Genomic DNA, 11,340 nt, shown 5'->3' on the forward strand with positions numbered 1-11,340 from the left:
TGGTATGAAGTCCAAAGGAATTTATTCACTTCAGTTATACGTGAGCATATTTTGGCAAACCTGAGCCGTGATGGTATCGTCTAGAATACATAGATGATATTTTTTGTCAATGCGTAAGTCCTATATCGCTTGCGAAACTCCAGAAAATTAAGCTTCTTAGTGGATTTTTGGTGACGGGGCGACAGGTCGCCTGAAAATCAGAGTGCGAACGATCGGGTCAGAAATAGCACCGCAATAGCACCGCAAAGGCGATCGGCACATTGAGCTGCTTTTTGAACTTCACTATCAGTTGGCTGCTGCCCGCTTTCTAGCCAGAGAAAAATATCTTTGTCAAGCAGCCGTGCAATAATTTGACTGATTTTTGTCAGTTCAGCATCCAGAGTTGCAATGTCTGCGCGAGGCAGAATTCGCTGTCTCTCTTCCATGTTTTTGACTCTTTTGGGCGATACTCCTGCTAAAGCGAGCAGGCGATCGCGCGCAATTGGTGGCGCTGCCGCCATACGTAAAATGGGCAAAACCTCTGGATGCTGTCGCAGCAGGGCGGACGTGATATTGGTCAGATTGGCTGTCCTTGCTAAGGCGGATTCAACAAGTTGAGTTGTAGCAATGCGAGTGTCGCGGTAAGCTTTTGGAGCGAACTGCATGAACCAATTGTTGTAAAAGTCTACCGACAGGGCAATATCGGGTTTCCACAAGTGTGGTTTGTCGGCATTAACTGGCACTGCACCTCCTCTAATCGCGACCCTCGCCTAAATAGCTTAGATTGCTGGAACGTCTCTGTTGTATTATCCACCACACGGTTGCTTTTGAGGCAGACCTAGTTAACAAGACTTAAACAGATTTTCAACGCATATAAATCCTAAACTGGCTTTATATGCAGCAAATATGTCCATATTTTATTAGAAACTTGTACCATGCCTAGCACTAATTTTTTATGGAAATTACATGATTAATAAAAGTTAACGGTATTTAATTAAAATAAATTGATTAATAAGAGCGCTACGCGCAAAATCTACAACAATTAAAAAGGAATTTGCATGAACACAATTATCCTTGTAGGTCGCCTCGGTCGAGATCCAGAAATCACCTACTTTCAATCTGGAGCATCCGTGACGAAATCTTCTCTTGCCATCAAGAGAAAGATGTCTGATGAAACTGACTGGTTTTCCATCGAAGCTTGGGGGAAAACACAGGGCGAACGCATCTAAATTTTATGTTAACAGAATATGGTATAGTGGAGAAGAATTATTGAGTAACTACAAAACATTTAATTAGGGTTTACCTGTATGAAACTCAAACCTAAAATTACCATCGCGGACCATTTTTCTGACCTAGAAGATCCAAGAATCGAGAGGACGAGACATCATCAATTAATTGATATTATCACCCTCTCAATTTGTGCCGTGATTTGCGGCGCTGATACATGGGTGGATATCGAAAGTTATGGACGAGCCAAATATGAATGGTTAAAAAAAAATTAGAATTGCCGAATGGTATACCTTCCCATGACACAATTGCGCGAGTATTTTCTCGCCTCAATCCGGAACAATTTCAGAAATGTTTTTTGAGTTGGATTCAATCTATTAGCTGCTTAAATCCAGGAGAAGCGATCGCACTTGATGGCAAAACTCTTCGCCATTCTTACGATCGAGGAGGAAATAAAAAAGCAATTCATATGGTCAGTGCTTGGGCGACCAGTCAAAGATTAGTTTTAGGACAAGTTAAAGTTGACAAAAAATCTAATGAGATCGCAGCTATTCCGGCTTTACTCAAAGTATTAAAATTAAACGGAAGCATTGTCACGATTGATGCCATGGGCTGTCAGAAATCAATTGTCAATTCAATAGTCGAACAAGGAGGAGATTACGTAATCACCTTAAAAAAGAACCAGCCATCGCTGTATGCAAAAGTAGAAGAGTTGTTTAAACAAGCAATGAAACAAGGATTTTCGGGATTTACACATACAGCTTATTCGACAAATAAAGAGAGTAATCATGGGCGCTCAGAAATCCGACATCACATAATGTTAAGTGATATTAAGGAGCTGATTGGCCCAGACAATCAATGGGAGAAACTTCATAGTATAGGTATGATAGAATTCGTGAGAATAGTGAAAGGAAAAACAACGATTGAAACTCGTTATTACATTAGTAGTTCACCAAATAATGCTCAAAAATTTGGTGAATCAGTCCGCAGCCATTGGGGCATTAAAAATCTCTTATATTGGGTGTTAGATGTGGGTTTTCGTGAAGATGATTGTCGATCGGAAAAGATCATGCTCCGCAAAACTTTGCTATCCTTAGACATATTTTCCTCAATCTTTTAAATCAAGAAAAAACCTCAAAAACTGGAGCAAAGAATAAGCGACTTCGAGCTGGGTGGGATGATGATTATTTGACTAAAATCCTCGCTGTTGCAGTCAACTAAATTCTTGGTTCCTAACTCATTACTAGCTATTATACAACTTGTAAACAGTGGTTGTAATATTTTGATTGTCTCAAAATTAGCAGAAACCTAAAAACCACCATTAATCAATTACTGTTTTCTTACAAAAGTCATTATAAAGCGTCTCTGTACCTTCTAAGCATGGTGAATTTATCTCAAAATATACTCACCACGCTTAGAACAGTCTTCAATAAGATGCGTTCCCCCTGTATATCGAACTCTGTTTTGTTCACCTTTTACATTCTCCTTAGCTATTAAAAAAGGTCAATTATTAACTATTAACTGTTTAAGTTCATTCATAAAAACAGACTATCAACTCTCAACTCTCAACTCTCAACTCTCAACTCTCAACTCTCAACTCTCAAATGCCGTACTCGCTCGCGTAGTCGAAGGGTCAACTGTCAACTATCAACTTTCATTGCAACTCGATAATTGCTCGAAACTAGCTCTCACGAATCGAAATACAGCCGATCGCGTTTTTGCATAAAATTCAAAATTGCCGATCGCATCTTTTGCAGAAAGTGCGTTCAAAAAAGTAACGCCCGTGCGGGAAATCCAATTCATGTGTCCGGCAGTCAGTTTTGGCAGATCGATCGACTTCAAATTGCCTGCCTCTTCCCTTTCCAAAAACCAATCTTCGCCGCACCATTCCCACTTGCTGGTAGAGTCTGCCCAATAATTCTCAAAATGCAAATTGCGTACCAAAATATGTATCAATTCACCTCCGGTTAATTCCAAAGATTTTTGCAGGGCTGATTTAGACTCAACCGTACCGTCACAAACCCACCACAGGAAAATACCCCACCCATTCTCAACAGCAGCACTACCGACGCTGTTAGATGCAGCCCTTTCCGACGATATTTAGCGAAACTATCGAGTTAGTTTACGCGGTTTTTGGCGAGAGTGCATTTTTAGCCCCTTCCAAAAACCGAGCATCGAGTCGGCCGCGAAAAATCGTTTGCCAGAAAGAATTGGTTGAGAGCCTCCAAGCCCGATCGGGAGAAATTAAAATCAGACAATTCATTACTCGGGAGCATCTCAGTTATGCAATAAGTATTTTTACTCAGACAGAAACTATGAGATAATAGGACAAAATATATCAGGAAAAATAGATGACAGCCGAAGAAACTAAAATCTTACAACAACATTTGCAATCTGCTGCCGCCATACTTCTCAAGAATACACCAAAAGAACAACTCCAAAATTTTGCTAGCATTGAACTAGCAGTCAGAGACCATATACTAACACAAGTAGCACCAGAAATCGGAAATTTGGCGTTGCTGAACCTTGGTATGATAAAATAGTCGTCGGAGCATCACAAATCACACACATTTAAGAGGAATATTATGCAATGCCCGGAATGTCAGTCAACTCATATCAATAAAAATGGTCACAAAAAAGGCAAGCAGAATTATATTTGCGTCAGATGTAAAAGACAATTTATAAACGATTATCAACTTCAAAGAGGATATTCGGAAGAAGTGAAACACGAATGTCTAAAAATGTATGTTAATGGCATGGGTTTTCGAGCCATTGAAAGAGTCAAAAATGTACATCATACTACAATTATTAATTGGGTCAAACAAGCTGGAGAACTCTTGCCAAATTGTTACGAGGAGAGAAACGACTCCTTCGGTTGGAGAATTAGATGAATTACAAACATTTGTCGGTTCAAAAAAAATAAAACCTGGCTGTGGACGGCGGTAGACCATTTTAAGCCAGGTATTTTAGGATGGGTTTTGGGCGACCATAGCGCCAAAACTTTTGAGCCGTTATGGGAAATTGTTAGTAAATGGAACTGCTATTTTTATGTGACAGATGGCTGGAAAGTTTACCCAATGTTTATTCCGGAAGGGGATCAAATTATCAGCAAAACCTATTTGACTTGCGGTTGAAGGTGAAAATACAAGACTCAGACATTACTTGGCACGGCTAAAAAGAAAAACTCTTTGTTATTCTAAGTCATCACAAATGTTAGGATATTCAATTAAATTACTAATTCATTATCTGAAATTTGGAGATGTTCCAATTCCCAATCAAAAGCCCAGAAATCATTTTCGACCCCAATCTCCTATTTTTTCTTCTCTCATACCCTGATTCAGCAACGCCAAAAAAAATCACCCCGCACCACAATGGCAAGTGTGTTTGGCTCATCAATTACGAGATTGCCAATATGCGATTGATGCTGGGGACAGAATTTTTGCCCCAGCGATGAAGAGGTTATTATTAAGGGCTTTTATCATCCATCGAAGACGATCAAAAATCGACGATGCCAGACTCAAGCGATACCGAGACAATTTACAGGAAAGATTAATCAGGATTTTAAATTTAGCACCACATCATCCGGATGGTATCAGGTTGCGAAAGCGCTATGGTGGGCTAATTGACAATTTATTTCTATTTCTGGAAGATGCGGGGATTCCACCAACGAATAATAGCAGTGAACAGGCGATTAGGATGAGCGTGATATTTCGCCGTGTGACTAATGGCTTTCGTTCGGAATGGGGCAGAGATTTGTTTGCAGCAGTTCGTTCGGTTGTTAATACTGGCAAGCGTCAGGGTTTAACTGCTTATCAATCTATTCAACAAGCTCTCTCTATTGATGGCTCCCTTTTTTCCCCTAGTTGAGCAATTACCTTTCTCTTAACAAAAAGCGATTGATAGAATCGTGAGAAACATCTCCCAGTATCTCTGATAATCTGCTACATCCTCCCAATTTTGGTTCGGACAACAAAAATAATGTGTAAATGTCTATATTGCATTGTGCCGTAGAGGGTTTAGTTATTTTTCTCATTGTCCGATACCTAGAAAGTACACGACCTATATTTATCAATTCACTGTTTGGTTATTTTGTCAATGCGTAAGTCCTAGTATTGAACTTTTAGGTGAGAAATTTAGCTATGACAGAATCAGATAAATTTTATATTGTCAAACGTCCTGCTGGTAATTGCGAGATTTTGCCCATCGCCCAAATCGCACAGCAAAGCCCCACTATTATAGAACAGTGGGGCCCTTACGATTCTGCTGAAAATGCGATCGCCCGACGCATCGGTTTAATTCGCGCAGGCAAATGTCAACCGCAATAAACGAACTTGGAAGGACTAAAGTCCTCACTACAAACCAGGTTCGTAGTGAGGACTTTAGTCCTTCTTTGCTGAAGCTTTTGTAACTAAAAACTACTTAGATTTAGCAGGTGCCACACTCGGTTTAGCCTGGGCCGCATTCGGCTTAGGCGACGCAGTATTCGGTTTCGACTCCGCCTTATCGTTCCCTGTTTTACCAGTAACTTTATTGGTCAAAATTTCCAAAGCTTTCGCGTACTGCGGATCGGCAGTCGTAGCAATTTTATCGCGATCGCGCCGCAAATCCTGTTTTTGAGCGTCAGTGAGTTCAACCAGAAAATCCGGTTTAATTCCCATGTGATTGATATCAGTGCCATTGGGAGTAAAATACTTGGCAATTGTCACCGCCAAACCGGCACCATTTCCCACACCGCGTACTGACTGAACCAAACCCTTACCAAACGTCTTGGTTCCCACCAAAACAGCGCGCTTGTTGTCTTGCAAAGCACCGGATAGAATCTCGCTAGCACTTGCCGAACCGCCGTCTACGAGTACAACTAAAGGTTTATCGGTAATCTCTCCCTTGTTTGCGGTTTGTCGATCGGCCTCACCGACGCGATCGACCGTAGAGACGATCGTACCTTCTTTGAGCCACATCCGAGCAATTTCAATACTGCCGTAGAGCAAGCCACCCGGATTGGAACGCAAGTCTAGAATATAGCCAGTCACCTTTTTCTGTTCCAAATCCTTAATTGCCGATCGCATTTCCGATGCAGCGTTCGCGCTAAACTGATTTAAGCGAATATAGCCGATTTCGCCGATCGGGCTTTTCTGCACCGACTTCCGCACGGGATGAATTTCAATTTTAGCGCGTTTCAGCTTAAAATCTATTTCCTTTTTGTCCCGCAAAATAGTCAGAGTCACCTCTGTATTAGCCTGGCCGCGAATCAAACTTACCGCTTGATTCGTATCCATACCGACCGTGCTCTTCCCATCAATCTTAGTAATGATATCTTTTGCTAGAATACCAGCAGTAAAAGCAGGAGTATCCTCAATGGGAGAAATCACCACCAACTTCTTAGTTTTCTCATCTTGAGTCAACTGAATCCCAACTCCTGTGAGTTCACCAGAAGTTTCAACCTGCATATTTTTGAACTCTTCCGGGTTCATAAACCGCGTATAAGGATCGTCCAGCTTCTTCAGCATTTCACGAATTGCTTTATAAGCTTCCTCATCGCTAGTATAAGTCCGGTTCAAATAATCATTCCGCACCGCTTTCCAGTCAACCTGGTTAAAAGTGCCATCAACATAACTTTTGTCAATAATCTGCCAAACTTCATCAACCAATTCTTTAGGACTTCCCCTAAAAGAAGCCAGGGATTTAGAACTGCAACCAGTGTTGGCAAGAGTTGCAGCAGTGAGTAACACCGCTGCTGCACTTAAAACAAGCCCTCGTTTTGTTATAACCATTTGTCTGACGCGCGGGAGGAAAAGAGTTCAGAATAATCACGCCTAATCTAACACAGGCAAGGCTTGGTCGGATTTTGGATACATATTTATTCAACTTTGCCGGGTTGTATTCCCGAAGCAGAGGCTGCCATAGGTGAATGCGGGCGCGGGTTTAAGACAAGGTACGTTGTTGGGCTTCAGCCCTCTTTAAACATATACGCGAAGAGGGCTAAAGCCCAACTACGTACCTAGCGATATGTTTCAACGGTTTCGGGCGATTGTTGACACCAATGGCTTCTAGTGGGCCCAAACCTCAAAACTATATCAAGTCAAGCTTACTCAGGTTCAACCCAGCGATCGTCCGACTTAATCAAATTAATCAATTCTGCCACACCTTCAGACTCAGGAACCTTCTTAATTTCATCCCGGCCGCGGTACAGAGAAATATAACCGGGTTGCTTCCCAACATAGCCGTAGTCAGCATCAGCCATTTCGCCCGGGCCATTGACAATACAGCCCATCACTGCAATATCCAAACCCGTGAGATGCTTCGTCGCCTCTCTCACTTGATGTAACACTTCCTCCAAATTAAACAAAGTGCGGCCGCAGGAAGGACAAGCCACATACTCAACCATAGTTTTCCGCAATCCCAAAGCTTGCAGAATGCTGTAGCAGACAGGAATCTCCTTTTCTGGCGCCTCAGTCAGGGAGACGCGGATAGTGTCGCCGATACCGTCAGCCAACAGCGGGGCGATACCAGCCGTGGATTTGATGCGCCCGTATTCGCCATCGCCAGCTTCCGTAACGCCCAAATGCAGCGGGTAATCCATCCCCAATTCGTCCATCCGGTGCGCCATCAAGCGGTAAGCAGCCACCATCACCGGCGCGCGGGAGGCTTTCAGCGAAATCACGATGTTGCGGAAGTCGAGGGATTCGCAAATTCTAATAAATTCCAGGGCGGATTCCACCATACCTTCCGGGGTATCGCCGTAGGTAAACAGCATCCGTTCGGCGAGGGAACCGTGATTGACGCCGATTCGCAAAGCTTTACCTTGATCTCGCAGGGAAATCACCAGAGGTTCCAGGGTTTCGCGGATTTTTTCGCCAATTTCCGCGAATTCTGCGTCAGTGTATTCGGTTCTGTCGGCTTTGGGCTTCTCGAACACGTAAAGTCCGGGATTGATTCTCACTTTGTCTACGTGTTTTGCCACTTCCAGGGCAATTTTCATCCCGTTGTGGTGGACATCAGCAACCAGGGGCACGGGTTGGTAGGTTTCGTGCAATTTTTGCTTGATTTCGGCTAAAGCTTTGGCGTGGGCCATGCTGGGCACGGTAACGCGGACGATTTCGCAGCCTATCTCGTGCAGTCGCCGAATTCCTGCGACCGATCCGTCGATGTCGAGGGTATCTTCGTTAATCATCGATTGTACGACGACTGGGTTGCCTCCGCCGATCGTGATACTGCCGACTTTGACGGGACGGGTTTTGCGGCGTTTGATGGTAGTGTCGAATACTGGTTGGGTAGATGCGGTTTTAGTTGGATTGGGCAGAGTTTGCATAGTTGATTGCTAGAGTTTTGTTACTAAGGTCTATAAAATTCTGTTTCCTGTTTTTTAGGTTGCCATAGAAATGACCTGTTTGGACAAACAGGTTTGTGGAACTAAAAACCAACCATCACCGGGAAGGCGAACAGAAGTTGAATCGATGGAACCAAACCCAACCTACAAAATACAGTTAAAATACAGGCTAGGCCGAGATAAACATTGATATTGGTTGGCGGTGAGGAGAATGGTTTGGACACCGGGGCAGCGGTTAAATGGCGATCGGTATATCATTGAAGGCAAGTTAGGTGAGGGCGGCTTTGGGGTCACGTACCTAGCGCAGAAGGCGCAAAACAGGCAGCGGGTTGTCATCAAAACGCTGAAAGATGAATTATTGAGCGATCCAGATTTTGCCCGGTATCGGGACAGATTCCGGGATGAGGCGGTAAAGCTATCTGTGTGCAGGCATCCCAATATTGTGGAAATAGAAAACTACTTCACTCACGATAATTTGCCTTGCATTGCGATGGAATATGTGGCAGGAGAAGATTTGTGGAAATGGGTGGAAAGGCGCGGTATTCTGTCAGAAACAGAAGCTTTAAACTACATCCGCAAAGCAGGAGAAGCCGTAATAATTGTTCACGAAAAAGGTTTACTGCATCGGGATATCAAGCCACAAAACATTATGGTGCGAGACAATCAAGATGCAGTTTTGATTGACTTTGGTTTGGCGCGGGGTTTTATTCCCGATCGCACTCAACAAATGACTTTTGGATTAACACATGGTTTTGCGCCTCCCGAACAATACGCGGAAACTGGCAGATTTGCTGAGTACACAGATGTTTATGCTCTGGCGGCAACGCTATACTATCTGCTAACGATAACACCACCAACTGCTGCATACTTGAGGGCTTCAAATTATCCTTTAAAGCCGCCGTTTCAGATTAATCCTAATATTAGCGATGCGGTGCATCTGGCAATTATCAAAGGGATGGAAATGGATGCGACAAACCGGCCTCACTCAGTGCAAAAATGGTTGGCTATGCTTCCCCAACCTATAAATTTGATTTCCGCAAAAGGAGTCGATTATGGTAAACTCGATCGCCTGTTGGCTAGTGGGAAATGGAAAGAGGCGGATGAGGAAACGACGAATAAGATGCTGGAAGCAGCAGGCAGAACAGAGGAGAGGTGGCTCAGCATTGAAGAGATTGATCAATTCCCCTGTGAAGACTTACGAACTATTGACCAACTTTGGGTAAAATACAGTAACGGACGTTTCGGCTTTTCGGTGCAGAAACGCATCTATGAAAGTCTGGGGGGAACCAGGGAATATGATAAAAAAATTTCGGAAGCTTTTGGGGATCGGGTGGGTTGGCGTGTGAATAGTAACGAGTTGGATTATAGAGATCTCAAATTTAACACCAAAGCACCAGAAGGTCACCTCCCAGGCCGAGGACGTAAGGGGGGGTTAGCTTGTGGCTTGTTAAGTCTCTTCTCTCGCGTCGAGACTTGTAAGGTGTAACATCTAAAGGTTTCAGAACTTTGTTAACTACAGATAGATTAAAGCCACTCGAATAAAATGATAGAAAAAGGTGCAAAAAGTGGCAGACCCTTCAATCCCTCGAAAGCTGGCGGAAAAATTTTCAACTTATCTTATCAAAATGTTAAAATTACTGATAAAGGGATTGGCTTAGTTGAAGCTCATGTTCGCAGATTTAATCCTGTGGGTGAAGCAGAACTAAAAATGGTAGAAAGGTTAAGAAGTATAGCCATACGAACCCTTGTAGCTGAGCCTGTTGATTTGCGCTTCTACACTCATGAATTGCGCGAGTATCTGAGGTATAAAAAACTTGGCTACCCCACAGGACAACCAGAAAATTCCGATGAGGCTTATGAACTCTGGAACAACGCTCACACAGCGACTCTTGAGGATTATAAGTTAAAAGAAGGATTTGGCGTTTTATTTCATCCTAGCGTGGAGGACTTTTAATGCAAAACTTAACTCAATTAACTCAGCTTGAATTAGTGCTCCTTGAATTAGTAGCTAAAGGTCAAGGAAAGTGGAGTTGGTACGAACTTGCGAATGCACTTTCCCGTCGAGATGTACCGCGAGAACCTGACATGATGGTTGTCTTAAAAAAACTTGCTGCTGATGGCTTGGTTAAACGATATATCGAAACAGGTTCGCCGCGCGACAGATGGGAATTGACAGCGGAAGGGTCAATTTTGCTGACAGACGCAACCGCAAATCGGCAGCGCGAAAGTATGCGTTATGCAATTGCGATTGAAAAAGCCAACAGCAATTATTCTGCTTACGTTCTAGATTTACCGGGATGTGCGGCCACAGGTACAACTCTCGAAGAGGTAGAACAGCAAATTAAAGAAGCAATAGTCTTGCACTTGGAAGAGTTGCGACAAGCTGGTTCGTCTATTCCTGAACCGAGGACTTTGTGCAAATATGTTGAAGTTTAACTTAGAAACCAATTTTGTAGTTTGCATTAACAATCAAGACTATCAAGCATCCTTGGAAGTGCGAAAAATTTATCGAATCATACCCGATAATCGCGCTGCGGAACATCAATATATCCGAGTTATTGATGAATCAGGCGAAGATTTTTTGTATCCAGTCGCATATTTCGTACCTATCGCATTGCCGAAAGCCGTAGAAGCAGTATTTGCATAAACAAGGGTTCTGTAGGCGCGGGTTCACACCCGATATATATAGCAATCCTAAATCATTATCAAGGTTATGGTACAATATATATGCAATACTTGACTGTGATAAAAAATGAATAAATTACAACTGCCACAAAAAGACATGGAAAAAGAAAAAGCTTCGTTAG

General features: G+C 43.0%; 13 protein-coding genes and 3 pseudogenes. 10 read left to right on the plus strand and 6 right to left on the minus strand.

Features of this window, described 5'->3' with window-relative positions; translation table 11 throughout:
* Positions 1 to 197: 197 nt before the first annotated feature.
* A complete protein-coding gene (locus QZ918_RS31780; RefSeq protein ID WP_293342774.1) occupies positions 198 to 722 on the minus strand; it encodes a XamI family restriction endonuclease in 525 nt (174 codons plus the stop codon).
* Between the two features lie 315 nt (positions 723 to 1,037).
* Here QZ918_RS31780 and QZ918_RS31785 point away from each other — a divergent pair, with 315 nt between their 5' ends.
* Positions 1,038 to 1,208 (plus strand): single-stranded DNA-binding protein, encoded by a 171-nt coding sequence (locus QZ918_RS31785; protein ID WP_293342777.1) that lies wholly within the window; start codon positions 1,038 to 1,040, stop codon positions 1,206 to 1,208.
* 78 nt (positions 1,209 to 1,286) lie between these two features.
* Positions 1,287 to 2,427 (plus strand): annotated as a pseudogene (locus QZ918_RS31790) (ISAs1 family transposase).
* Between the two features lie 426 nt (positions 2,428 to 2,853).
* On the opposite strand, the gene QZ918_RS31795 reads toward QZ918_RS31790, so the two are convergent.
* Together QZ918_RS31795 and QZ918_RS31800 are read right to left on the minus strand one after the other, a co-directional pair.
* Entirely contained in the window at positions 2,854 to 3,183 is a 330-nt protein-coding gene (locus tag QZ918_RS31795; protein WP_293342780.1) for a hypothetical protein, read from the minus strand.
* A gap of 145 nt (positions 3,184 to 3,328) precedes the next feature.
* Complete coding sequence (locus QZ918_RS31800) at positions 3,329 to 3,469, minus strand: hypothetical protein (protein WP_293342783.1); 141 nt, start codon at positions 3,467 to 3,469, stop codon at positions 3,329 to 3,331.
* Positions 3,470 to 3,557: 88 nt separating this feature from the next.
* Between QZ918_RS31800 and QZ918_RS31805 the strand changes: the two genes are divergently transcribed.
* The 3 genes and pseudogenes from QZ918_RS31805 (at position 3,558) to QZ918_RS31815 (ending at position 5,073) form a co-directional block, all read left to right on the plus strand.
* Positions 3,558 to 3,749: a hypothetical protein gene (locus tag QZ918_RS31805; protein ID WP_293342786.1), complete on the plus strand. Its 192-nt coding sequence runs from the start codon at positions 3,558 to 3,560 to the stop codon at positions 3,747 to 3,749.
* Between the two features lie 42 nt (positions 3,750 to 3,791).
* Positions 3,792 to 4,542 (plus strand): annotated as a pseudogene (locus QZ918_RS31810) (IS1 family transposase).
* A gap of 42 nt (positions 4,543 to 4,584) precedes the next feature.
* Positions 4,585 to 5,073, plus strand: a complete 489-nt coding sequence (locus QZ918_RS31815) for an IS66 family transposase (protein WP_367275479.1) — start codon at positions 4,585 to 4,587, stop codon at positions 5,071 to 5,073.
* Positions 5,074 to 5,083: 10 nt separating this feature from the next.
* Here the strand turns inward: QZ918_RS31815 and QZ918_RS31820 are convergent.
* A pseudogene (locus QZ918_RS31820) lies at positions 5,084 to 5,239 on the minus strand (IS701 family transposase); the annotation flags it as partial.
* 106 nt (positions 5,240 to 5,345) lie between these two features.
* Between QZ918_RS31820 and QZ918_RS31825 the strand changes: the two are divergent.
* Positions 5,346 to 5,531 (plus strand): DDE transposase family protein, encoded by a 186-nt coding sequence (locus tag QZ918_RS31825; RefSeq protein WP_293342792.1) that lies wholly within the window; start codon positions 5,346 to 5,348, stop codon positions 5,529 to 5,531.
* A 90-nt stretch (positions 5,532 to 5,621) separates the two neighbouring features.
* Here the strand turns inward: QZ918_RS31825 and ctpC are convergent, their stop codons facing one another.
* Together ctpC and ispG are read right to left on the minus strand one after the other, a co-directional pair.
* Positions 5,622 to 6,977, minus strand: coding sequence for a carboxyl-terminal processing protease CtpC (gene ctpC / locus QZ918_RS31830; protein WP_293342795.1), 1,356 nt, complete (start codon positions 6,975 to 6,977; stop codon positions 5,622 to 5,624).
* 314 nt (positions 6,978 to 7,291) lie between these two features.
* Entirely contained in the window at positions 7,292 to 8,515 is a 1,224-nt protein-coding gene (gene ispG / locus QZ918_RS31835) for a (E)-4-hydroxy-3-methylbut-2-enyl-diphosphate synthase (RefSeq protein ID WP_293342798.1), read from the minus strand.
* Positions 8,516 to 8,744: 229 nt separating this feature from the next.
* On the opposite strand from ispG, the gene QZ918_RS31840 reads away from it, so the two are divergent.
* The 4 genes from QZ918_RS31840 to QZ918_RS31855 are packed head-to-tail and all read left to right on the plus strand — an operon-like array spanning position 8,745 to position 11,180.
* Entirely contained in the window at positions 8,745 to 10,019 is a 1,275-nt protein-coding gene (locus tag QZ918_RS31840; RefSeq protein WP_293342800.1) for a serine/threonine-protein kinase, read from the plus strand.
* A gap of 57 nt (positions 10,020 to 10,076) precedes the next feature.
* Positions 10,077 to 10,487, plus strand: a complete 411-nt coding sequence (locus QZ918_RS31845; protein WP_293342803.1) for a hypothetical protein — start codon at positions 10,077 to 10,079, stop codon at positions 10,485 to 10,487.
* Complete coding sequence (locus QZ918_RS33200) at positions 10,487 to 10,969, plus strand: type II toxin-antitoxin system HicB family antitoxin (RefSeq protein ID WP_367275480.1); 483 nt, start codon at positions 10,487 to 10,489, stop codon at positions 10,967 to 10,969. Before QZ918_RS31845 ends, QZ918_RS33200 begins: the two co-directional genes overlap by 1 nt.
* Positions 10,956 to 11,180, plus strand: coding sequence for a hypothetical protein (locus tag QZ918_RS31855; RefSeq protein ID WP_293342806.1), 225 nt, complete (start codon positions 10,956 to 10,958; stop codon positions 11,178 to 11,180). The genes QZ918_RS33200 and QZ918_RS31855 overlap by 14 nt, the downstream gene beginning before the upstream one ends.
* The last annotated feature ends 160 nt before the right edge of the window (positions 11,181 to 11,340 follow it).

The sequence above is a fragment of the Microcoleus sp. CAWBG58 genome (assembly GCF_020883045.1).
Classification (GTDB): domain Bacteria; phylum Cyanobacteriota; class Cyanobacteriia; order Cyanobacteriales; family Microcoleaceae; genus Microcoleus.

Excerpts from the sequence above, each read along its gene's own strand:
- QZ918_RS31785 (WP_293342777.1), top strand. The coding sequence starts at position 1,038 with ATGAACACAATTATCCTTGTAGGTCGCCTCGGTCGAGATCCAGAAATC.
- QZ918_RS31800 (WP_293342783.1), bottom strand. The coding sequence starts at position 3,469 with ATGAATTGTCTGATTTTAATTTCTCCCGATCGGGCTTGGAGGCTCTCA.
- QZ918_RS31805 (WP_293342786.1), top strand. The coding sequence starts at position 3,558 with ATGACAGCCGAAGAAACTAAAATCTTACAACAACATTTGCAATCTGCT.
- QZ918_RS31825 (WP_293342792.1), top strand. The coding sequence starts at position 5,346 with ATGACAGAATCAGATAAATTTTATATTGTCAAACGTCCTGCTGGTAAT.
- ctpC (WP_293342795.1), bottom strand. The coding sequence starts at position 6,977 with ATGGTTATAACAAAACGAGGGCTTGTTTTAAGTGCAGCAGCGGTGTTA.
- ispG (WP_293342798.1), bottom strand. The coding sequence starts at position 8,515 with ATGCAAACTCTGCCCAATCCAACTAAAACCGCATCTACCCAACCAGTA.
- QZ918_RS31840 (WP_293342800.1), top strand. The coding sequence starts at position 8,745 with ATGGTTTGGACACCGGGGCAGCGGTTAAATGGCGATCGGTATATCATT.
- QZ918_RS31845 (WP_293342803.1), top strand. The coding sequence starts at position 10,077 with ATGATAGAAAAAGGTGCAAAAAGTGGCAGACCCTTCAATCCCTCGAAA.
- QZ918_RS33200 (WP_367275480.1), top strand. The coding sequence starts at position 10,487 with ATGCAAAACTTAACTCAATTAACTCAGCTTGAATTAGTGCTCCTTGAA.
- QZ918_RS31855 (WP_293342806.1), top strand. The coding sequence starts at position 10,956 with ATGTTGAAGTTTAACTTAGAAACCAATTTTGTAGTTTGCATTAACAAT.